The 20,444-nt window shown below is 73.2% G+C and carries 22 protein-coding genes; 11 read left to right on the top strand and 11 right to left on the bottom strand.

What is annotated here, in order from left to right:
• Window positions 1-142 (top strand): carboxyl transferase domain-containing protein (locus IE277_RS37825; protein WP_189958266.1); only part of this gene is annotated, 142 nt, incomplete at its 5' end.
• A complete protein-coding gene (locus IE277_RS37820) occupies window positions 139-387 on the top strand; it encodes an acyl-CoA carboxylase subunit epsilon (RefSeq protein WP_189958265.1) in 249 nt (82 codons plus the stop codon). The genes IE277_RS37825 and IE277_RS37820, both read left to right, overlap by 4 nt.
• Before the next feature lie 48 nt (window positions 388-435).
• On the opposite strand, the gene IE277_RS37815 is transcribed toward IE277_RS37820, so the two are convergent.
• Entirely contained in the window at window positions 436-1,638 is a 1,203-nt protein-coding gene (locus IE277_RS37815; RefSeq protein WP_189958264.1) for a hypothetical protein, read from the bottom strand.
• 413 nt (window positions 1,639-2,051) lie between these two features.
• Complete coding sequence (locus IE277_RS37810) at window positions 2,052-3,002, bottom strand: ScbA/BarX family gamma-butyrolactone biosynthesis protein (protein ID WP_189958263.1); 951 nt, start codon at window positions 3,000-3,002, stop codon at window positions 2,052-2,054.
• A 271-nt stretch (window positions 3,003-3,273) separates the two neighbouring features.
• Between IE277_RS37810 and IE277_RS37805 the strand changes: the two genes are divergently transcribed.
• The 9 genes from IE277_RS37805 (at window position 3,274) to IE277_RS37770 (ending at window position 9,849) form a co-directional block, all read left to right on the top strand.
• Window positions 3,274-3,909, top strand: coding sequence for a ScbR family autoregulator-binding transcription factor (locus IE277_RS37805; protein ID WP_189958262.1), 636 nt, complete (start codon window positions 3,274-3,276; stop codon window positions 3,907-3,909).
• Window positions 3,910-3,976: 67 nt separating this feature from the next.
• Window positions 3,977-4,675, top strand: a complete 699-nt coding sequence (locus IE277_RS37800; RefSeq protein WP_189958261.1) for an HAD family phosphatase — start codon at window positions 3,977-3,979, stop codon at window positions 4,673-4,675.
• Window positions 4,676-5,431: an SDR family NAD(P)-dependent oxidoreductase gene (locus IE277_RS37795; RefSeq protein WP_189958260.1), complete on the top strand. Its 756-nt coding sequence runs from the start codon at window positions 4,676-4,678 to the stop codon at window positions 5,429-5,431.
• Between the two features lie 175 nt (window positions 5,432-5,606).
• Window positions 5,607-6,188 carry a TetR family transcriptional regulator gene (locus tag IE277_RS37790; RefSeq protein ID WP_189958259.1) on the top strand — a complete coding sequence of 194 codons (582 nt, stop codon included), beginning with the start codon at window positions 5,607-5,609 and terminating at the stop codon, window positions 6,186-6,188.
• A 188-nt stretch (window positions 6,189-6,376) separates the two neighbouring features.
• Window positions 6,377-7,036: a sensor histidine kinase gene (locus tag IE277_RS37785; RefSeq protein ID WP_189958258.1), complete on the top strand. Its 660-nt coding sequence runs from the start codon at window positions 6,377-6,379 to the stop codon at window positions 7,034-7,036.
• Window positions 7,029-7,700 carry a response regulator gene (locus IE277_RS37780; protein WP_189958257.1) on the top strand — a complete coding sequence of 224 codons (672 nt, stop codon included), beginning with the start codon at window positions 7,029-7,031 and terminating at the stop codon, window positions 7,698-7,700. Before IE277_RS37785 ends, IE277_RS37780 begins: the two co-directional genes overlap by 8 nt.
• A 123-nt stretch (window positions 7,701-7,823) precedes the next feature.
• On the top strand, window positions 7,824-9,029 hold the full coding sequence (locus IE277_RS37775) for a UDP-N-acetylglucosamine--N-acetylmuramyl-(pentapeptide) pyrophosphoryl-undecaprenol N-acetylglucosamine transferase (RefSeq protein ID WP_189958256.1): 1,206 nt from the start codon (window positions 7,824-7,826) through the stop codon (window positions 9,027-9,029).
• Window positions 9,030-9,285: 256 nt separating this feature from the next.
• A complete protein-coding gene (locus IE277_RS49010) occupies window positions 9,286-9,420 on the top strand; it encodes a hypothetical protein (protein WP_268252698.1) in 135 nt (44 codons plus the stop codon).
• A gap of 51 nt (window positions 9,421-9,471) precedes the next feature.
• On the top strand, window positions 9,472-9,849 hold the full coding sequence (locus IE277_RS37770; RefSeq protein WP_229882255.1) for a peptide deformylase: 378 nt from the start codon (window positions 9,472-9,474) through the stop codon (window positions 9,847-9,849).
• Window positions 9,850-9,917: 68 nt separating this feature from the next.
• On the opposite strand, the gene idi is transcribed toward IE277_RS37770, so the two are convergent.
• The 9 genes from idi to IE277_RS37725 all read right to left on the bottom strand — a co-directional run bounded on the left by idi (window position 9,918) and on the right by IE277_RS37725 (window position 20,443).
• Window positions 9,918-10,508 (bottom strand): isopentenyl-diphosphate Delta-isomerase, encoded by a 591-nt coding sequence (gene idi / locus IE277_RS37765; RefSeq protein ID WP_189958255.1) that lies wholly within the window; start codon window positions 10,506-10,508, stop codon window positions 9,918-9,920.
• A 134-nt stretch (window positions 10,509-10,642) separates the two neighbouring features.
• Window positions 10,643-13,090 (bottom strand): PEP/pyruvate-binding domain-containing protein, encoded by a 2,448-nt coding sequence (locus IE277_RS49320; RefSeq protein WP_189958254.1) that lies wholly within the window; start codon window positions 13,088-13,090, stop codon window positions 10,643-10,645.
• Window positions 13,091-13,103: 13 nt separating this feature from the next.
• Entirely contained in the window at window positions 13,104-13,868 is a 765-nt protein-coding gene (locus IE277_RS37755) for a thioesterase II family protein (RefSeq protein ID WP_189958253.1), read from the bottom strand.
• A complete protein-coding gene (locus IE277_RS37750) occupies window positions 13,865-15,448 on the bottom strand; it encodes a benzoate-CoA ligase family protein (RefSeq protein WP_189958276.1) in 1,584 nt (527 codons plus the stop codon). The genes IE277_RS37755 and IE277_RS37750 overlap by 4 nt, the downstream gene beginning before the upstream one ends.
• Entirely contained in the window at window positions 15,448-16,578 is a 1,131-nt protein-coding gene (locus tag IE277_RS37745; RefSeq protein WP_189958252.1) for a beta-ketoacyl synthase N-terminal-like domain-containing protein, read from the bottom strand. Before IE277_RS37745 ends, IE277_RS37750 begins: the two co-directional genes overlap by 1 nt.
• A 63-nt stretch (window positions 16,579-16,641) precedes the next feature.
• Window positions 16,642-17,859 (bottom strand): beta-ketoacyl-[acyl-carrier-protein] synthase family protein, encoded by a 1,218-nt coding sequence (locus IE277_RS37740; protein ID WP_189958251.1) that lies wholly within the window; start codon window positions 17,857-17,859, stop codon window positions 16,642-16,644.
• Window positions 17,849-18,100 carry an acyl carrier protein gene (locus tag IE277_RS37735; RefSeq protein WP_189958250.1) on the bottom strand — a complete coding sequence of 84 codons (252 nt, stop codon included), beginning with the start codon at window positions 18,098-18,100 and terminating at the stop codon, window positions 17,849-17,851. Before IE277_RS37735 ends, IE277_RS37740 begins: the two co-directional genes overlap by 11 nt.
• 16 nt (window positions 18,101-18,116) lie before the next feature.
• Window positions 18,117-19,163 (bottom strand): UbiA family prenyltransferase, encoded by a 1,047-nt coding sequence (locus IE277_RS37730; RefSeq protein WP_189958249.1) that lies wholly within the window; start codon window positions 19,161-19,163, stop codon window positions 18,117-18,119.
• Window positions 19,163-20,443, bottom strand: coding sequence for a cytochrome P450 (locus IE277_RS37725; protein ID WP_189958248.1), 1,281 nt, complete (start codon window positions 20,441-20,443; stop codon window positions 19,163-19,165). The genes IE277_RS37730 and IE277_RS37725 overlap by 1 nt, the downstream gene beginning before the upstream one ends.
• Window position 20,444: the final 1 nt, after the last annotated feature.

Below are 20,444 nucleotides of genomic sequence, written 5' to 3'. Positions count from 1 at the left end.
GTACTACGCGGCCGAGCGCGGGCTCGTGGACGACGTCATCGACCCGGCCGAGACCCGCGAAGTGCTGGCGAAGTCGCTGGCGATGCTCCACCGCAAGCACGCCGACCTGCCCTCCCGCAAGCACGGCAACCCCCCGCAATGACCGAAGGAGAGACCCACGTGCGCCAGGCGGCAAGCGACGCGCTTCTGCGCGTGGAACGCGGTCATGCCACTGCCGAGGAACTGGCGGCCGTCACCGCTGTTCTGCTCGCCCGTCTGAACCGTGGCAGGCTGCCGAGCGCGGCGGGGGCCGACCGCCGCCGTGCCGATCCGCGCCCGCTCGACCGCGTCGCGCTCTTCCGCGCCCCGCACAGCTGGCAACGGACGGCCGCCGCCACAGCCGGGTGAGGGCACGCGCAATGGGCCTTGCGACTTGCTGACGCCGGTGAGCTCACCTCACAGCCGGGCCTCCTGCCCGACGGCGAACTTGCACAGTGCCGTGCCGTACAGGTCCAGCGCGTCGTCGGGGTCCTCGGCCATGTGATCCAGGACCTCCGGCCAGATGTTCCAGTCCATGCGGGCCCGCCGCCGGTCCTCGTCTGTCCGCTCGGGCACCGTCGCGGTCTCGGCGGGCGTGAGTCCGAACAGCCGGACCAGGGAGGCGAGATCGCGGGCCGCGGTGCTGTCCTCCCAGGCCACGGCGTTGGCCCAGTCCTCACGCAGCTGCCGGTCCTGCTCCTCCTGTGCCTGCCAGGAGCGCAGTTCGGCGGCGAGCAGGCGGTGCGGACGGTCCGGCTGCCATTTCAGATCGGCGCCGCGCAGACACCCGGCCTCGGCGGCGAACCGTACGGCCTGCTCCTCCGTCCAGCGCTGTTCGCCCATGTCCGCGCACACCCAGCGCAGCTCGTCGTGGCCCGCCCGGCGCGTCCACGGCACCCGGCTGCGGATCGCCCGGGCCAGCCGGTCCCCGAGCCGCATACCGGCCGCGGTGACCCGTGCTCCGAGGATGGTGGTGCGCTTGCGGCGGCTTTTGCTGGAAGCGGGGGAAGTCGTGCGCGGCCGCGCAGCGGTAGTAGTTAAACCCCCCACCATCTTCGCCTTCTCCTCTACCTCAACACCGGTAAGGGAAGGGGTCTCACGGGTAAGGGAAGCGGTCTCCCGCCCGGACGGACCAGCATGGTCGCGCTGGTCCACGACGACGCGTGCCTCGTAGCCGGAACCGACCACCCGGTGCCCCATCGCCGCGTCGTACTCGGGCGGAATCACGGCGCCGTACACCGTCGCCGTGGCCGCGTATCCCTCAAGTCCCTGTCGCCGGCGCACATTGGACTGCGAACCGTGCTCCACCCACACCAGGGCGCCCAGCTCCCGCAGACACCTCACGTGACGGGCCAGGGTCGGCCGCGACACGTCCAACCGGGCCTCCATGGCGTCCATTTGGTAGCGGACATGCCCCAAGTCGTAGTCCATGCGCGCCGCCAGGTCCCGGGCCACCACCAGCGTCGTGGCGTTCGTGCGCGGATGTAGCTGGGCGCCGCACAGCCACTCCACGACACGCAGCCACTGACGCGGGCCGCTGCGGCGCGACGCGGTGTGCGCGACCTCCTGGGCGGCACCCAGGACCGGCGTGTGGTGACAAAAGGCGTTGCTGTACTGCAAGATGTATCTCGTTCCGGTTGATTGGTCGTTCCGGTTGATTGGTGGGGGAAACCCCGGCGGTCGATTGGTGGGGGAAACCCCGGCGTTCCGGTTGATTGGTGGGGAAACCCCCGGCTTGCGTGCGTGCTGGCTGGAGCTTGGTTCTGGAGAACCTGAGAAATACGCCTCTTGGGCTGGCACCCGAGGGGCCTTGGCCCGCCCGTGGCTGGGCGGACCGTGACGATGGGCTTATGGCCGTTGAGTGGGTGCCACCCACTCAACGGCCATAAGCTCACCGGCGGTTGAGGCATATTCCCCTGGCAAGGGAACGACGAAGCCTCCCGCCTGGATACGGCCTACGTCATGACAATCGCTACGTCATGACATTCCTCGGCCGGACCGGACCGGGTCGCAGGTGATGAGCGGGGCCGGGATCAGATGCCGGGCACGGGCTCCAGCGTGACGACGCTGGAGAAGGCGAGCGTCTCCCGCTGCAGGGCGGAGACCAGCAGGCGCACCCGGCCCCGGGCGTCGTCGGGCAGCGGATCGATGTGGATCCAGCAGGGCGCGTCGAGCTCGACGAAGCGGGTGAACGCCGCGTCCATCGCCACCGGCAGCATCGGGCACGGCATGGTGGCCACATGGGCCGCCTGGCGCGCAGCCTCCAGCAGGAGCATGCCCGGCACATGGTCGACGGGGTGGTCGAACAGGATCGGGTGACCGAGGTCGACACGGAGCTGGCTGTGCAGCGGGGTGTCGGTCGGGGAGAGCACGACATCGTCGTAGCCGGCCCGCCCCACGGTGCGCGGCGGGGCGGGCGGCGCCAGCGGCAGCGCCCGGGACACCGAGGTCTCCAGGTCGGCGTACGCACCGCGCACCCGCCGGTACAGCGCCGCCGAATAGTTGTGGACGGACGTCTGCACCGAGCCGATCTTGATGTCGCCGCGCCGCAGGCTGACGGACATCGACAGAGCGCCGAGCCGTGAGGAGCGCCGGGCACCCTGCGAGCAGGCCACGTGCATCTGCACGGCCGTCTCCTTGTCCCGCGCCGTCATGTACAGCGCCCGGGCGTCCAGCGCGTAGCGCAGGAACAGCCATGACTGGCGGTTGTCCAGCGCGGCGCCGTACCCGGCGTGGCTGATGAGCGGCACGGACTGGCGGACCGACTCGATGGCGAGCAGCGGGTCGAAGAAGCCGTGCCGCGGCTGGTAGAACGCGTGGTGCGTGGGCCAGGCGGCGTCGATCAGGAACTCTTCGTTCTCCAGCTGCAGGTACGAGGCCAGAAGGATCTCGTCCGGGTTCCTCTTGTGGACGAGGCGGCCGGGGATCCGGTCGGCGGCGATGGCCGGAGCCGACTGGGATCTGAGCAGAACGGTGCGGTGCATACGAACTCCCCCTTGTCGTTTGCGCAGTCGGACCAGCTGGACGGTGGCCGACGATCGCCCCTTAAACATAAAGAGTGTTCCGTTTTACACGGTCAATGGAGGGTAAAGAATGGGGCGACAGGCGATCAATTCACGTCCGTGTTCGTCCAGTTTCGCTGCTTATATCCGCTAAAGAAGCGCTGGAGCGGGACGCGAGTGACACTCTTGGGGCGAGCTGGACGCGGGAGACTCCCAGTCGATAACCTAAAGAACGTTCTACTTGGGAGGCGTGATGGCGCGGTCGAAACAGCAGCGATCCGTCGAGACCCGCGAAGCTATCCTTCGCGCGGCCGCGGCGGTGTTCGAGGAGTCCGGATACGCGGGGGCGAGCATCAGCCGCATCCTGCAACGGGCCGGAGCCACCGCCGGCTCCTTGTACTTCCACTTCAAGTCCAAGGAAGAGCTGGCCCGGGCGGTGATGACCGCACAGCCGGAGACGATCGTGCCGCACCTGGCCTCCGAAGGGCTGCAGCGGCTGGTCGACATCACCCTGGTCTGGTGCCATCAGCTGCGTCTGGACCTCACGCTGCGGGCCGGCGTCCGGCTCACCACGGAGCAGACGACCTTCGGCATGGCCGACGCGGCGGCGCCGTACGACGAATGGGTCGCGATCATGGCCGATGTGCTCGAAACCGCGGCCGAGCGGGGCGAGCTGCAGCCGGGTATCGACCCCAAGGGCCTCGCCACGTTCATCGTCGAGCACTGCACCGGCATGCAGCTGTATTCGGCCGCCAGGTCCAGCGACCGCGCCGATCTGCCCCAACGCGTCGTGAGCATGTGGCAGTTGCTGCTCCCGGGCATCGCGGTGCCCACGGTCGCGGTCCGTATCGAGACCCGCCCTGACCGTTTCCATCCGACTGCGGCGTGAGACGCTGCGCGTACTGTGCGAAGCGTCCGGCATCCGCCGGACGCACAGCCTTGGGGAGAGGTGCACATTGGGGGACGAGTTCCGTCGGCTGCGACTGGTCGCGCTGAACATCGACGGCGTGCTGCTGAACGACACCTTCAGCCCTGTCATCCACCGCTTCATCACCGGGCGCGGCGGCGCGTACACCGAGGACACGGAACGCGCCGTGTTCTCCCAGCCGCGCCGGATCGCCGGGCAGCGCATGGCCGAGGCCCTGGGCGGCGTGATGAGCGGTGACGAGGCGCTGGCCGCCTACTTCCGCGAGCGTGACCGCTACCTCGCCGAGCACCCCGTACGCATCCAGGCGGGCGCCGTCGACCTGCTGCACCGCCTGCGCGGCCTCGGCCTTTCCACCGTGTGCTACGGCGGCCTCGGCAAGGAGCACTTCACCGCCTTCCTCGGCGCGTACGAGGACCTCTTCGACGCGCCCGGCTATGTCTGCACCGACGCCTTCCGGCCGGGACTGCACGAGATCGTCACCGAGTACTTCGGCCTCAAGCACGAACAGGTTCTGTTCGTCGACGACGTCGCCCGGGTCGCCGAGGAGGCCAGGCTGCTGGGCATGCCGTTCGTGGGCATGCCCACCACCTTCGAGCACAGCCACCAACGGGCGCTGATGCGCCGGGCGGGGGTGCGGCGGCTGATCGACGGCCTCGATGCGATCGACGAGGGCCTGCTGCGCGCCGTCGACGCGGACGCCGCCGCCGGAACCCTGTGGGGAGGCTGAGTGCTGCACGGCAAAGTCGCGATGATCACCGGCGCGTCCAGTGGCATCGGCGCGGCCGCGGCCCGGCTCTTCGCCGAGGAGGGCGCGGCCGTGGTGCTGATGGCCCGCCGCGCGGACCGGATCGAGAAGCTCGCCGGGAGCATCGTCGAGAGCGGTGGGCGTGCACTCGCCGTCCCCGGCGACGTGACGTGTGGTGAGGACGTGCGCCGTGCGGTCGAGGCCGCGGTCGACACGTTCGGCGGGCTCCACCTCGCCTTCAACAACGCCGGATACGCGAGCGCCGGGCTGCCGCTGCACGAAGTGGCCCCGGAGGAATACGACCGCACCATGGACGTCAACGTCCGCGGGGTGTGGAACTGCCTCGCTCACCAGATCCCCCGGATGATCGACAGCGGCGGCGGGGCCGTCGTCAACACATCCAGCGTGGCGGGCACCGTCGCCACCGGAGCCTCGGCCGCGTATGTCGCCGCCAAACACGCGGTCATCGGCCTTACCCGGGCCGCGGCCGCGGACTACGGACGGCATGGCGTGCGGGTCAACGCCCTGGTCGTGGGCGCCACGCGCACGGAGATGATGGAGCAGATCATCTCCGCCTCCCCGGCGCTGGAGAGCGCCTTCACGGCGGAGTCGGTCCAGCACCGCATGGCCGCCCCCGACGAGGTGGCGCGGGCGGCGCTGTGGCTCTGCAGCGAGCACGCGTCGTTCGTCACCGGTGCGGCGATGCCCGTGGACGGGGGCGCCACCGCCACGTCGTGACGGTCGGCCGGCCGCGCATCGGCACACAGGGGGCTTCCCGCGAGGGAACGCCCCCTTTTGCGTTCTACATCCCGATGTAAAAAGTAGAACGATCGCTTTGATTTTTACTCTGGTGATGGCTAGGTTGACTACCGAAGGTTCCTTACGAGCATTACGAGGCATCAGGGAGAGTGGCATGAGGCAGCTACGGGCGGTGCGCACGCGCGAGGCGCTCGTCCTCGCCGCGGCCGCCGAGATCGACCGGCACGGGTACACCGGGGCGGGGCTGGCGCGGATCGTCGAGGGGGCCGGCGCCTCGATGGGGGCGCTCACCTTCCACTTCCCGAACAAGGCCGAACTGGCGCGGGCCGTGCTCGGCGTGGGCTCGGACCGGGCCCGGCGCCTGGCCACCGGCATCTCCGCCGGGCCGGGACCCGCGCTGGAAGTGATGGGGGAGCTGGTCAAGGGGCTGGCCGCACTGCTGGAGAAGGACCAGGTGGTGCGCGCCGCGGCCCGGTTGGCGCGGGAGCGCTCCGATGCGCTCGGGCAGTGGAGTTCGGCCTGGGGGCCCGCGGTGCGCAAGCTGCTCGCCCAGGCCGAGGCGGATGGCCAGCTGCGTCCGGGTACGGACCCCGCTGCCGTGGCGGCGCTCGTCGAGTACCTGCTCGCGGGGGCCGAGGTCTGGCCCGCGCCGGACGGGCAGCGGGTCCCGGCCGGCCGCAGGGTGGACCGCGTCTGGCCGTTGGTCGAACGCGGCATCGCCGTCGGCGCCGACTGATCCGAACCGCGAGGGCCCTGGCCGGATCGGGAACAGGTTCAAGGCTCAAGCGACTGGAAAACAAAGCGAACGTTCTATATAGTTGGGGGTAGCGGGCCGATCCCGGCGCGCATGAAAGGGGACCTGGTGCGCGCCTGTATCGGCGCGTCCCGTGGTCTCGCCCGGATCTGCAGCGGAAGGCGGAAGCCATGACGTACACCCACCCCGAAGCCACGGTCCACGGCGCTGCCGCCCTGCTGGCGCGTGAGGTCCATGACCGGATCGGGACCTCGCTCGCGGTGGCCATGCGCCGTCTCGAACTGCTCGAAGTCACCGCGGCCGGACTGGAGCCCGAGGGGCGGCAGCGGCTCGACGAGGTGCGCGAGGCGCTGGTGGACACACTGTTCGCCGCCCGCGCTCTCACCACCCGGCTGCGCGCGACCCGGCCGGCGCCCGCCGTGCCGCTGGGCACCGCACTGCGCGGCTTCCTGCGCTCCATGGAGCCGCTGACCCCCGAGGTCCGGTTCTACCTCGACGGCGATGACGCGCTGCTCGCCCCGCACGTGGGCGACGAGGTGTTCGTCATCGTGCGCGAGGCGCTGCGCAATGTGCTGGCCCACTCCGGCGCCGGCACCGTCACGGTGCACATCGCCGTCGGCGCGCACGACGTACACGCCTCCGTCACCGACGACGGCTCGGGCTTCGACCCCGACACGGCGGGGCACGGCCGTGGCGGCAACGGGCTGAGCGGCATGAGGGAACGCGCCCGTGCCCTCGGCGGCGTCACCACCATCACCTCGTCCCCGGGCCGCGGCACCCGGATCACCCTGTGGATCCCCACCAAGGAAGGCACCGTCCGCCATGGCTGAAGCACCCATCCGCATCCTGGTCGCCGACGACCACACCCTGCTGCGCGGCGCCCTGTGCGACCTGCTGCGCGCCGAGGCCGACTTCGAGGTCGTCGCCGAGGTCGGCGACGCGCGGGCCGCCGTCACCGAGGCCGCCCGGCTGCGGCCCGACGTGGCCCTGCTCGATGTGCAGATGCCGCACAACGAGGACCCGGTGCGCACCGTGCGCCATCTGCTGCACCGCCAGCCCGACCTGCGCGTCATCATCCTGAGCATGGACGACCACCCCGTGCTCGTACGCCAGTTGCTCTCGCTCGGGGTGCGCGGCTATCTGCACAAGAGCGTCAGCCGGCAGACCCTGGCCGCCGCGATCCGCGAGCGCGCCGACCTCTCCCGCCGCGTCGTCACCATCTCGATGCCGCAGGCCCCGGCCCCGGCCGCGGGCCGCGCCGAAGCCAGGCTCTCCGAGCGCGAGTGCGAGGTGCTCACCCTGGTCGCGAGCGCCCTGAGCAACCGGCAGATCGGCGCCCGGCTCGGCATCACCGAGGGCACCGTCAAGCGCCATCTGCGCAAGATATTCGACAAGCTCGACGCGGTCTCCCGGCTGGACGCCGTCAACAAGGCCGTGGCGCTGCAGTACATCCGGCCCGGCGCCGACAAGCGCCTGCTGTCCAGGGCCGGCTGAACCGCCCGGCCCACCGCCTGAGCCTGTATCCAGTGAGCCCTCACCTGCGAGGGCGAGACCGTGGTCCACAGCCGCTACTGTGGCGACTCGTCTGACTCTCCGCCAGATTTGGAGCGGCCCCGGATGAACAGCGCCCCTTTCCGTCTCGTCGTCACGGGCGGCGGGACCGGTGGACACACCTACCCCGCGCTGACCGCCGTGCGTACTCTGCAGGCCCGGCTCGCTGCCCAGGGCCGGGCGCTCGAGACCCTGTGGATCGGAACGGCCACCGGCCTGGAAGCGCGGGTGGCGCCGGCCGAGGGCATCCCCTTCACCACCGTGGCGACTGGCAAGATCCGCCGCTCCAAGAACCCGCTGAAGCTGGCGTCCCCGGCGAACGTGCGCGACATGGCGCGGGTGCCACTCGGCGTGCTCCAGGCCCGCCGGGCCATCGACCGGTTCCAGCCGGATGTGGTGCTCGCGACGGGCGGCTATGTCGCGGTCCCGGCCGGGCTGGCGGCGCGGATGTGCCACCGCCCGCTGGTGCTGCACGAGCAGACGGTGCGGCTGGGACTGGCGAACCGGAAGTTGGCGGCGTCGGCCGCGCGGATCTGCGTGTCGTCGGAATCGACGCTGGCGCTGCTGCCGGAGTCGGCGCGGCAGGTCGCCGTGGTGACGGGTAACCCGGTACGGCCGGAAGTCCTGTCCGGACGCGCGGACAAGGCTGTGCAGGCACTGCAGCTGTGGGGCTTCGACCGGCAACTGCCGACCGTGTACGTCACCGGCGGCGCGCAGGGCTCGCAGCAGATCAACGAGCTGGTCGGCGAGGTGCTGCCGTGGTTGCTGCAGCAGACGAACGTGGTGCACCAGTGCGGCCCGGACAACGTCGAGAGCCTGCGGGCGCGGGCAGCGGGGCTGCCCTCCGAGCTCGCGGGCCGGTACTACCTGGCCGGGTTCGTCGGTCCGGAGCTGCCGGACGTGCTGGCGCTCGCCGATGTGGTGATCTCTCGCAGCGGTGCGGGAACGCTGGCGGAGCTGACCGCGCTGGGCAAGCCCGCGGTGTTCGTGCCGCTGGCGTCGTCGGCGGGCAACGAGCAGGCGCACAACGCCCGGCACCTGCAGGAGGCCGGCGCGGCGGTCGCACTCGAAGGCGATGTCACGGTGGACCAGGTGCGCATCGCGTTGGGCCCGCTCCTGGCCGACGCCCATCTTCGGCGGGGTATGGCGGAGCGGGCCCGCGCGTACGGCCGTCCGGACGCGGCGGACAGGCTCGTGGACGAGATCCTGTCCTGCGCGTCCGGGCAGCCGGTCACTGCTGGCCGACGTGGAGAGCCGTTCCTGCCTCGATGAGGACGGCCGCGTCCATCGCGAGACGCTGCCGGCCCAGTCGAGCATGTCGAGGGTGATCTGCCGGCCGCGGTGGGAGGTGAGGTCGAGGCCGAGGCGCCGAGCAGCGGTGATCACCGACTCGTTGGCGGGCTCGCTTCCCTACTTTCCATACGGCACTTCACATGGATCACGACCACACCCGCCTTGCACGCTCGGTACCGTCTGGAATGTCCGTTCCGGGCGCGGCCCGACGGCGAATCAGATCAAGGGAGTTCAGGTGACTGACGTGCGGCCCAGCCAGCGCATGCGAGACCTCGGCATCGTCCAGCAGGGCGCCGGCATCCTCGCAGAGCCGGCCCGTGCCTTCGATCTACCTGCTGAGTGCGATGCGGCCGAACGCATCGTGGACTAGCTGTTCGCCGCCGTCGAGCGCATCGGCCAGGTCCATCCCTTCGCCAAGGGCATGGGTATCGCCGCCCCGCAGATCGGCATCGCCCGCGCTGCCGCCGTCGTCATGCCCGCCGACGAGCCCCCTGCCGTCATCCTGCTCAACTCCCGTGTCACCGAGCGTTCCGAGGAGACGGACGAGCAGTACGAGGGCTGCCTCAGCTTCTTCGACGTCCGTGGCCTCATCCCCCGCCCTCTGACGATCACGGTGGAGTCCACCACCCTGACCGGCGAGACCACGACCACCGTGTACGAACGCGGCCTCGCCCGCCTCATCCACCACGAAATCGACCACCTCGACGGCCTGCTGTACACCGCCCGGATGCGTACCGGGGTCGATCCCATCCCCGTGGAGGAGTACCGGCAGACCGGGCGAGCTTGGGCGTACGAGTAGGCGAAATCAGCAACGTCGGCACTGCCCTCCAGTTGGGGCGTCGTCCAGATGCGTCGGCAGGGCGCCGTTCACCACGTGCCGGACGGGGTGATGCGGCGGATGGCGGGCAGGGCGCCGGCGAGGACCGTGGGCAGCCAGGCGGAGCAGACGCCGTCCTCGATCAGCGTGGTCAGCTCGTCGCGGGTGACGAGCCGGGTGGCGTGCACCTCCGCCGGATCGGGTGTGGGCTCCTCGCCGACGTGGCCCACGAACAGATGGTTGTACTCGTGCTCCACCAGGCCGGTCAGCGGGTCGGGGTGATGGTAGACGACGGTGCCCGCGGGGTGCAGCGGCGCCGGGACCAGACCCAGCTCCTCGCGGGTGCGGCGGGTGGCGGCGGCCTCGGGCCGCTCCCCGGGCAGCGGATGACCGCAGCACGTGTTGGACCACACCCCGGGCGAGTGGTACTTCGTCAGGGCCCTGCGCTGCATCAGCATCCGCCCCGAGGGGTCGAACAGGAAGACGGAGAAGGCACGGTGGAGCGCGCCCGGCGCCTGATGCGCGGCGAGCTTCCCGGCCGTGCCGACGGTCCGCCCGTCCGGGGTGACCAGCTCCAGCAGGATCCCGGCGTCCGCCGACGCGGGGGTGGCCACGGGGGTGTCGGTGTGCACAAGGTTCATGGTGCTGCCTGGATTCCTTTTCGTGAGTGACGCGGGACGCCGTGCAAGGGGGATGCCGTGCAAGGGGTGCTGCCGGGGCCGGACTCGGCCAGGACCGGGCGGCACAGGGTGGTCCTGTGCCGCCCCGGGCGGGTTCAGCCGGCGTGGATCTCCACGGTGCCGGCGGTGCCGTCGACGGTCACCACCATCCCGTCCGCCAGCGCGGACGTTCCGTCACCGGTGGCGAGCACCGCGGGAATGCCGTACTCCCGCGCGATGATCGCCGCGTGCGACAGGGCGCCGCCGGTGTCGGTGACCAGAGCCGCGAGGCCGGGGAAGACCACCGACCACACCGGCGAGGTGATCGGGCAGACCAGTACGTCACCGGCCTGGATCTTGTCGAACTCGCTCTCGTCGCGCACCACGCGCACCGTGCCCGTGGCACGCCCCGCCGAACCGGGCACACCGGTGACCGTCGCAGCGTCGGTGCGCGGCGCGGCGGGCGACGCCCCGTTCATGTGCTGCAGCGTCCACAGGAAACCGCCCATCGTCTCGCGGACCTCGGCCGGCAGCTGGTCCATGGACGGCGGCGGCCCCGGGCGCTCGCCATGGCTCGCCGGGCCCGGGTTCGCCAGCGCCCAGCGGTGCTCGCCGCGCCGGCGGCGCACGGTCTCGCGGGTGTCGACGCCCTTGAGCAGCGCCGTGCGGACCTCGTCGGTCTCAAGGAAGAACACCTGGTCCGCCGCCGCGAGCAGCCCCCGCGCCACCAGCCGTTCGCCCGCCTCCAGCACGGCCCAGCGCAGCAGCGCGTTGGGGGCGCTGACGGTCCAGTGCTCGTTGTCCTCGCGTACGGGATAGGCGTGTTCGGCGTCGGCGAGCAGGGCGCGCAGCCGCTCGGCCCGCTCGGGCGCGAGCCCGTCCAGCGCCGCGGCCACCGCCTGCCCGCGTTCCCGCTCCACCTCCGCGCCGTCCCGGCCCCGGCCGCCGCCGTCGGCGAGCTGGTCGCGCAGCAGGGCGAGGATCAGTTCAGGGCGTTCGGCCAGGGTGGGCGCGGCCAGCTCGTACTGCAGGGCGCGGCAGCCGTATGCCGTGCGGTACGTCTCGAAGGCTTCGGCGAACTGCCGGTCGGTCCGGAGCAGGTCGCGCAGTGCCGCCGCGTCGGCGGCCTCCGGCAGCCGGGCGGCGGCCAGTCCGGCGAGCTGCGCCATCGCCCGGGCGGGCCCGGTGCTCTCCGTCGAAAGACCGGCGAGCAGGGCGAACGGGCGGGTCTGGTCCCAGCCGAGGGCCGTCGTGGTGAACAGGCCGAACCGGCCGAGCGCGAGGGACACGGCGGCGACCAGCCGGAAGTGGACCTCGGCGCCCTCGCGGTGCAGCGCCACCACCTCGTCCAGATGGGCGGCGAGCGCCGCGTCGTCCAGGCGCCCCAGGTCCGCGGTGCGCAGCCGCGCGATCCGCTCGGCGAAGCGCGGCCGCTGCTCCTCGCGCCACTCGGTCAGCGCCCGCCCCACCCGGTCCTCGCCCACGGCCTGGACACAGGCGGCGATCCTGTCCGGTACGTCGGCGGGCGCCAGCGGTACATTGCCCACGTAGCGCCAGCCGCCGATGGTGCGGAAGGCCATGCCCTTCAGCAGCAGGCCGAACTCGGCACACACGTCCTCCAGGACGGTGTTGTTGTACTCCAGCATCGCCCGCGTCATCGGCAGCAGCGGCACCGGCGCGTGCGTGGAGTCCTTCGTCCAGAAGCCGGGCGGCACGTCGACCGGGATCTCCACCGGCTGCGGCAGCTCGTCGGCGATCGCGGTGATCGGCCGGGCCTGCAGCAGATACAGCCGGCCGCCGGCGCGGGCCCACTCGATGTCCGTGGGGCCGCCCAGCACCCGTGCGGCCTGCTGCGCCAACCCGGCTACCTGGCAGGCCTGTTCGGGGTTCAGCGCACCGTGCCGGCCGGAGGTGTTCACCGGCTCGCCGCCGGCCGCGGGCACCGCCCACTCGTCGGGCGAGACCTCGCCGGACACCAGCCGTTCGCCGAGTCCCGGCACGGCGGAGACCAGGACCTCGTCGCGGTTCCCGGTGACCGGGTTCACGGTGAACGCCACCCCCGCGCTGTCGGCCGGCACCAGCGCCTGCACGAGCACCGCGAGCGGGGCGTCGCCCTCGGCGCCGCTGGCGGCGCGGTACTCGCGCACCACATCGGTGAACGCGGACCCCCAGCAGGACTTCAGGGCCTCGCCGAGCGCCGCCGCGCCGCGCACGTCGAGCACCGTCGTGTACTGGCCGGCGTGCGAGGCGCGGGCACCGTCCTCGTCGATGCCCGAGGAGCGCACGGCCAGCGCCCCGGGCAGCCGCCCCGCGACCGTCTCTACGGCGGCCGCCAACTCGCCCGCGAGCGGCCGGGCCCGGACGGCCTCGCCGGTGGCGGCGTCGAGGCCGGCCGTGTGCGCGGCCATGGCGCGGGCGGTGAAGACCCAGCCGTCGGGCACGCTGAAGCCGGCCTGCCGCATCCGGGCCAGTACGGCCGCCTTGGCGCCGACCTCCGCCGGGTCGAGGGCGGCGGGGTCGTCCAGCGACACCACCAGCGGCGATACCGCGTTCTCCTTGCTCATGGGGTGCTCCTCATCACGTACGTACAGGGACTTGGGGGTGGGCGGCGGCCTCGACGAGCGCTCGCGCGGTGGCGGCAGGCTGCTCGACGACGTACAGATGGCCGCCCTCGACCAGATGGCTGGAACGGGCGCGCAGCACCGTCGCGAGCCGGGCCACGGCGGCGGGCGGGAACAGGGCGTCCCGTGTGCCGCCGAGCACATGGACGGCGGCGTCGACGGGGTCGGCCCGCCAGCCGCCGTGCGCCAGCGCGGCGAGGTCGCGGCGCAGGTCGGGCAGGAGGAACCGGATCGCGAAGTCCGCGCCCCGGCCCAGGTCGGGCAGCATGCCGCGGGCCGTGGCCGCGGCCAGCAGCGCCGGGTCGTCGAGCGCCAGCAGATCGGCCGTCGGCGCGCCGGGCCGCGGCGGCGCGGACAGCACCAGCCGCACCCGGTCCGCCGTGCCCGCGGGCCACAGCCGGGCCATACGGTGCACCACCGCGGCGCCCAGGCTGTGCCCGAGCAGCAGCGTCGGACCTCCCGCGGCGCCCGCGAGGTCGTCGGCGAGCAGCCGCAGGTAGTGCCGGGCCAGCCCGTCCAGTCCGCGCAGTCCGTCCAGCGCGGCCAGCCCGGCACCGGCCGGGGAGCCGGCCGGCGGCTGGGCGGCCGTGATGCGCCAGTCGTCCGGCAGCTGCCGGGCGAGGCGGACGAAGGAGCGGGCCGAACCGCCCGCGTACGGCACACAGACGAGGTGCGCCGCCGCGCCGTCCTGGAGTACGACGCGCTCGGGGCCGCCCCTCATGACACCGGCTCCTGTTCTTGGCGGCGCACCGCATGCCGGGCCGTCTTCCCGGTCGTGGTGGTGGGCAGCGCGTCCACCAGGCGCAGGGTGCGGGGCCGTTTGAAGACGGGCAGGCTGTGCCGCAGCGCCGCCCGGATCCGCTCGGCCAGCCCCTCGGCGCACCCGGCCCTCGGCACGACCTGTGCGGCGATCCGGGTCAGCCCGTCGGCGTCCTGCACCCCGACGACGGCGCACGCCTCGACGCCGTCCACGGCCGCGATGGCGTCCTCCACCTCGGTGGGCGCGATCTTCATGCCGCCCACATTGAGGACGTCGTCGCTGCGGCCGAGGTGGACCCAGCCCGCGTCCGCGTCCCGGACCATGGTGTCGCCGGTGTGCACCCAGCCGTCGCGGAAGGTACGGGCGGTCAGCTCGGGCCGGCCCCAGTAGCGGTCGGCGACGCTCGGGCCGCGCACCCGCAGCCGCCCCGGGCTGCCGTCGGGCAGCGGCCGGCCGGCCTCGTCGCAGACCTCCGCCTCGAAGCCGGGCACGCTCTCGCCGACGCTGCCCGGACGGACCCGGCCGGGCAGCGTCGCCGTGACGATGTGCAGGCACTCGGTGGCGCCCAGGCCGTTGACGACGGCCAGGCCGAAGCGGTCGGCCAGCGCCGTGCACAGGCGTGCACCCAGCGGCTCCCCGGCGGCGACGGCGAGCCGCACCCCGGAGAAGTCCAGGCTCTGCTCGGCCCGCGGCAGCGCGAGCAGCGCCGCGTACAGGGTGGGCACGGCGAACAGCAGCGTGGGGCGGGCGCGTCGGAGCAGCGCGGCCACCGCGTGCGGCTCGGCGCGGCCGGGCAGGAGTACGGCGCTCGCGCCGACGCTCAGCGGCAGCAGCAGCGAGTTGCCGAAGCCGTACCCGAACGGCAGCTTGGCCGTCGACAGCACCCGGTCGTGCCGGGTGACGCCCAGGTGCCGGACGATGCCCTCGGGGAACGCCAGCAGCCCGCGGTGCAGATGGACCACGCCCTTGGGGCGGCCGGTGCTGCCGGAGGTGTACTGCAGCACGGCCACGTCCTCGTCCGCGCGCGGCACCACGCCGGTCAGCGGCGCCGCCCGCCGCGCCTCCTCGGGCAGACACCGCACGGCCCCGGGACCCGGGCGCCTGCACCACAGCGGCACGCCGTCCGGTCCGCCGGCGAGCTCGGCCGCGAGCGGGCCCGCGCCGTCCTCGACGACGACGGCGCTCGCGCCGCAGTCCGCGACGACATACCGCTGCTCGGCGACGGTCAGCAGCGGCGCGACGGGCACGGGCACGGCGCCGACGCGCAGCGCCGCCAGGACGTACGCGACGAAGTCGGGGGTGTCGTGCAGCGCTAGCGCGATCCGCTGACCGGGCGCGATCCCTGCCGCCGTGAACACGCGGGCCACCCGGCAGACCAGGGCGTGCAGCTGACGGTAGGTGAGCTGCTCGTCGCCGCAGAGCAGACACAGGGCGTCGGCGCCGGCGCCGCTCAGGTGCCGGTCCAGGTACCACCAGCCGGCGTTGCGCTCGACGCTTCCCACAGCGTCCGTGTCGTCCACAGCGTCGGCGGCGGAGCCCATCACGTCACCTCCCCGCCGAGCAGCACGGCGCTCGCGGTGCCGCCCGCGTCCACGGCCAGGCACAGGGCGAGCGGGGTGCCGGGTTCGGGCGCGCCGGGCGGCACCTCGCCCCGGCGCAGCGCCTCGACGGCGAGGGCGACGGCGAGGGTGCCGTCGGCGCCGCCGGTGACACCGGTCGACGCGGCCGCGTCGTACACCGGCACCGAGTCACCCAACAGGCAGGTGATCGCGGTGAGTTGGGCTCGCCGCACCGCCGGTGCGCCGCCGGACGCGGTGACCGCGAACCGCACCTCGGCGGGCGACCGGTCGGCTTCGGCGAGGGCGCCGCGGATCGCCCGGTCCGCGGCGCTCGTCAGCGCGGCTTGGTCGTCGCCGGGTCCGGCCGTGGTCCGCGCCGTGCCGAGCACCCGCGCCAAGGGGGCGCCGGTGGCGTGCCGCGCGTTCTGCAGGACGACGACCGCGGCGGCCTCCCCCTCCGGTACGGCGGTGCCGTCGTCGTCGCCGAGGACGGCCGGACACAGGGTGTCCACGCCCGCCGCGACGACGGTGTCACAGGTCGCGTCCGTCACCTGCCGGGCCCCGACGACGACGGAGTCCAGGCCCGCGGTGGTGCCCGACGACAGGGTGAGATTGGGGCCGCGCGCCCCGAGATGGATGGACAGCTGCGCGGCCGGCGCGTTGTAGCCGGTCTGCGGCCCCCACACCGGGTTGACGCCCCCGGTGCCGCCCGCCGCGTCATGGATCGCGAGGTACTCGCCGCGGCCCGCGTGCAGCGTGCCGAGGACGACGCCGGTGCGCTCCGTGTCCGCGACCGGGCCGGCGCCGCAGCCGTTCAGGGCGTGCAGCAGCAGCCGGCTCTCGCGGCTCAGGGCGCGGGCGGTGCGTGCGCCGACCGTGTCCGTCAGATCGAGGTCGCCGGTGACGTGCCCGGCGAACACCCGGGCCTGGGCGGGCTGTTCGCCCCGTGCGACGGGCAGTGGGGCGGCGACGAGCGGCACCTGGGCGGAGCGGAAGAACGCCGCGCCGCCCAGGACCGCGTCGAGCAGGTCGGCGGTCGAGGCGCCGCAGGCGGTCACCGCGCCGACGGCGGTGACGACCACGTCGGTCGAGGGCAGTGACTGGTTCGGCATGGGCGCCTCCATCCCCTGGGCGTGACGCCAGGTGTCATCAACTGGGCTGTGGATTACGGCAGTTCAGCCGCCGTACCGGGTCAGGACCACGGCCGACGTGTTGCCGCCGAACCCGAAGGCGTTGCTGAGCGCGGCCCGCACCGGCAGATCGCGGGACGGACCGCGCACCACGTCGAGCGGGGCGCAGGCGTCGTCGGGGTGCTCCAGCGTCGGGTTGCCCGGCACCCGGCCCCGCCCGACGGCCAGGACGCAGGCGATCGCCTCCAGCGCGCTCGCCCCGCCCTGCGCGTGGCCGAGCATCCCCTTCAGCGAGGACAGCGCGGGCCGGGCGCCGTACGGGGTGAAGAACTCGGCGACCGCCGCCGCCTCCAGCGCGTCGTTGGCGGGTGTGCCGGTGCCGTGCGCGCTGACGTGGTCGATCTCGTCCGGGCGCAGGCCCGCCCCGCGCAGGCTCTCGGCCATGCAGTGCAGCAGGCCCGCGCTCTTGGGGTGCGGGGCGGTCATGTGGTGGGCGTCGGCGGCGACCGCCCAGCCGGCCAGCTCCGCGAGCACCTGGGCGCCGCGCCTCCGGGCGTGCTCCAGGGACTCCAGGACGAGCACCCCGGCCCCCTCGGAGGGCAGCATGCCGCGCCGGTCCCGGTCGAAGGGGCGCACCCGGTCCGGGGTGAGGGCGCGCAGCGTCGTGAACAACTGGAAGACGGCCTCGGACAGTTCGTCGACACCGCCCGCGACCATGACGTCGGCCCGGCCCGCACGGATCTCGTCGGCGGCCAGCGCGAGGGCGGTGTTGCCGGCGGCGCAGCCCGCCGCGACCGCCTGGCGCGGACCGCGCAGCCCGAACGTGCGGGCCGGGTCGTCGGCCAGCAGCCCCGGGGTGTCCCACGGTCCGCCCCGGGTCAGCGGGCGGCCCTGGCGGCGCAACTCCTCCAGGTGCGGACGGGTGCCCATGACGGTGCCGACCACGATCCCGGCGCGCTCCCGGGCCACGGCGCCCTGCCCGAGACCGGCCTGGCGCAGCGCCGCCCGCGCCGAGTGGCGTACGTACCGCACACTGCGCGGCACGTCGGGGTCCGGGTCGCTCAGGCCCGGCGCGGCCACCTCGGCCGCCAGACGGGTGGGGTAGCCGTCGGTGGCGAAGCGGGTGACCAGGGCGGTGGCGACGGCGCCGGTGGTGACGTTCGTCCAGAACTCCTCCACGTCGCAGCCCAGCGGTGAGGCGAGCCCCAGGCCCGTCACCACCACCCGGCGGCTGTCCAGGACGGCACGGTCCTCACGCAGCACGCTCGCCCACCAGCCGTACGAAGGCGTCGACGGTGTCGTTCTCGGCGGCCTCCTCATTGCTCAGCCGGCAGTCGAAGGCGGCCTCCAGATGCGCGACGACCTCCAGCTTCTGCAGCGAGTCGCCGCCGAGGTCGTCGTAGAAATGGGCGGAGCCGGTCACCTGGTCGCCGGGCAGCGACAGGACGGTGGCGAAGATCTCGGTGATCGCGGTGCGGACGTCGGTGCTGTGCACAGTGCTCATGAGGTACGGCCTTCCTTCAGTGTTCGTCGGCGAGAGAAGCGGGCGTGGCGGCGGTCAACAGGTCCTTCCAGCGGCCCAGTTGGGCCAGGGACAGGCCGCCGGACCAGTGCAGCGCCTTCGACGCGGCGGCCCAGTAGCCGGCGGCGACGAGCGCCGCGGCCAGCGCGGCCGGGGTGGCGACGCAGGCGGCGAGGGCCAGGGCGAGGAAGGCGAAGGTGTACTGGTGCATGACCTCGCGGGCCGCCTCCCGGTCGGCCGGCGCCGCGGCCCGGGACGCGGCCGTGATCACCAGGCGCGACACGACGACCAGCGGCAGCACGGACAGCGCGACGAGCGGCAGCGCACCGCCGGCCACGCATCCGGCGACCAGCAGGAACGGGGCGCCGACCAGGGCGTACACGGCGGCCGGCCGCCACAGCCGCACCAGCGCCAGCCACAGGCTGGAGTAGCCGATCTCCTGGTCGCCCGCCACATCGGTGATGTCCTTGATGCCGGACAGGCCGAGGCTGAACGCCGCCTGTACGGCGACCGCCGGCAGCACCGGCGTGAGCAGCGTGTCCACGGTGCCGTGCACGGCCCAGCCGGTGACCAGCGGGGTGGTCACGGGCGCGGTCAGCGCGAGCAGCGCGAGCACCCGGCGGCGCTTGAACGCCGGGCCGATCGAGTAGCCGAGCGCCACCCCGATGTCGACCAGCAGGATCGCGGGCAGCGCGAAGCCCGGGTGGGTCCACGTCAGCGCGGCACCGATCGCGACGAACACCAGCCATGAGACGACGGCCGCCGAGGTCAGCCGGCCCCAGCCCAACTCCTCGCACAGCGCGGTGCGTTCGGGCCGGTTGACGGCGTCCTCCGTCCGGTCGGCGATCCGGTTGACCGCCTCGGTGCCCACGCAGTACGCGAGCCACAGCGGCACACCCAGCAGCGCCCACGCCACGTCGAGCCGGTCGTTCGCGGCGAGCCCCACGGCCCAGCCGACCCAGTAGTACGCGGTGAACCGGATGCTGCAACTGCGCGCGAGCAGCAGCAGGAAACGGCCGGCGGACGGCCGTGCGGGCGCCCCCATCACGCCGCCTTCCTCTCCACGACGACGTCGAGCCGGGCCGGGCCGCGCAGCCCCATCCCCGGCTTGTACGCGATGCTGTCGTCGGCCAGGGACAGGCTGTCGATCCGTGCGGTGAGCCCGTACAGCGCCTCCTTGGCCATCATCGTGGCCAGCGGAGCGCCCAGGCAGTAGTGGATGCCGCGGCCGAACGACAGATGCGCGGGTCCTGCGCGGTCGATGTCGAAGGCGTCCGGGTCGGTGAAGGCGCGCTCGTCGCGGTTGGCGGAGGCGACCAGCAGGATCACCGCGTCGCCCCGCTCGATGCGCTGCCCGTGCAGCTCGATGTCCTCCAGGGCGATCCGGCCGACCTGGTGGGCCGCGGGCTCCAGGCGCAGGATCTCGGTGAGCGTGGCATCCGCGGCCGACCGGTCGGCCGCGAGCCGGGTGAAGGCGTGCGGGTGGCGGGCGAAGACGATGCCGGCGTTGCCGATCAGGTTCGAGAAGGTCTCCTGCGCGGCGACCACCAGGAGCACGCAGGTCGCGGCGATCTCCTGCGTGGTCAGGGCGCTGCCCTCGTCGCGGGCCCGGACGAGCTGGGACACGAGGTCGTCGCCGCCGTCGCTCTCGGCCCGCCGCCGCGCCAGGTCCAGGAAGTAGTCCGTGCACTGGGCGACGGCCTCGCGGCGGGCGCGGGCCGCCTCCGGCGGCAGCTCGACGTCCAGGTCGAGCATCCCGGCGATCTCGGTCGACCACACGGTGAACCGGGCCTGGTCGGCCGCGGGGATGCCCAGCATGCGGCCGAGCACCCGGATCGGCAGCGGGGTGCCGAGCCGCTCCATCAGGTCGAAGCGCTCGGGAAGGTCACCGAGCAGCTCGTCCACGATCCCGGCGACCGCTGACCGCAGCCGCTCGATCGTGGCGGGCGTGAAGGCCTGCGCCACCAGGGAGCGCAGCCGGGTGTGCTCCGGCGGGTCGGTCAGCATGAACAGCTTGGCGTCGAAGTCGTCGAGCCCGAGCCCGAGGAACGGCGGCGGTTCGTCCCCGGCCTCGCCCATCACCTGCTGGAAGAACTTCGAGTTGGCGAAGTCCTTGCCCATGCGGCGGTCGCGCAGCAGCGCCTCGCAGTCCGCGTGACGGCTGACCAGAAAGGCGCCGAGCGGTCCGCGCAGCACGGGGTGCTCGTCCCGCAGGAAGCGATAGGCCGGATAGGGGTCCGCCTGCAGCGCCGGGTCGGACATGTCGAGCGGAAACTCCCCGACCGCACCGCCCCGCGGCGCCGTCGCCTGCTGGCTGTCGCTCATG

The sequence above is a fragment of the Streptomyces alanosinicus genome (assembly GCF_014650595.1).
Classification (GTDB): domain Bacteria; phylum Actinomycetota; class Actinomycetes; order Streptomycetales; family Streptomycetaceae; genus Streptomyces; species Streptomyces alanosinicus.
The sequence above is the reverse complement of the archived record's forward strand: the minus strand, read 5'-3'. Positions and strand labels throughout refer to the sequence as shown.

Excerpts from the sequence above, each read along its gene's own strand:
- IE277_RS37730 (WP_189958249.1), bottom strand. The coding sequence starts at position 19,163 with ATGGGGGCGCCCGCACGGCCGTCCGCCGGCCGTTTCCTGCTGCTGCTC.
- IE277_RS37775 (WP_189958256.1), top strand. The coding sequence starts at position 7,824 with ATGAACAGCGCCCCTTTCCGTCTCGTCGTCACGGGCGGCGGGACCGGT.
- IE277_RS37770 (WP_229882255.1), top strand. The coding sequence starts at position 9,472 with ATGGGTATCGCCGCCCCGCAGATCGGCATCGCCCGCGCTGCCGCCGTC.
- IE277_RS49320 (WP_189958254.1), bottom strand. The coding sequence starts at position 13,090 with ATGAGCAAGGAGAACGCGGTATCGCCGCTGGTGGTGTCGCTGGACGAC.
- IE277_RS37755 (WP_189958253.1), bottom strand. The coding sequence starts at position 13,868 with ATGAGGGGCGGCCCCGAGCGCGTCGTACTCCAGGACGGCGCGGCGGCG.
- IE277_RS37745 (WP_189958252.1), bottom strand. The coding sequence starts at position 16,578 with ATGCCGAACCAGTCACTGCCCTCGACCGACGTGGTCGTCACCGCCGTC.
- IE277_RS37820 (WP_189958265.1), top strand. The coding sequence starts at position 139 with ATGACCGAAGGAGAGACCCACGTGCGCCAGGCGGCAAGCGACGCGCTT.
- IE277_RS37725 (WP_189958248.1), bottom strand. The coding sequence starts at position 20,443 with ATGAGCGACAGCCAGCAGGCGACGGCGCCGCGGGGCGGTGCGGTCGGG.
- IE277_RS37780 (WP_189958257.1), top strand. The coding sequence starts at position 7,029 with ATGGCTGAAGCACCCATCCGCATCCTGGTCGCCGACGACCACACCCTG.
- IE277_RS37790 (WP_189958259.1), top strand. The coding sequence starts at position 5,607 with ATGAGGCAGCTACGGGCGGTGCGCACGCGCGAGGCGCTCGTCCTCGCC.
- IE277_RS37750 (WP_189958276.1), bottom strand. The coding sequence starts at position 15,448 with ATGGGCTCCGCCGCCGACGCTGTGGACGACACGGACGCTGTGGGAAGC.
- IE277_RS37810 (WP_189958263.1), bottom strand. The coding sequence starts at position 3,002 with ATGCACCGCACCGTTCTGCTCAGATCCCAGTCGGCTCCGGCCATCGCC.
- idi (WP_189958255.1), bottom strand. The coding sequence starts at position 10,508 with ATGAACCTTGTGCACACCGACACCCCCGTGGCCACCCCCGCGTCGGCG.
- IE277_RS37785 (WP_189958258.1), top strand. The coding sequence starts at position 6,377 with ATGACGTACACCCACCCCGAAGCCACGGTCCACGGCGCTGCCGCCCTG.
- IE277_RS37735 (WP_189958250.1), bottom strand. The coding sequence starts at position 18,100 with ATGAGCACTGTGCACAGCACCGACGTCCGCACCGCGATCACCGAGATC.
- IE277_RS37805 (WP_189958262.1), top strand. The coding sequence starts at position 3,274 with ATGGCGCGGTCGAAACAGCAGCGATCCGTCGAGACCCGCGAAGCTATC.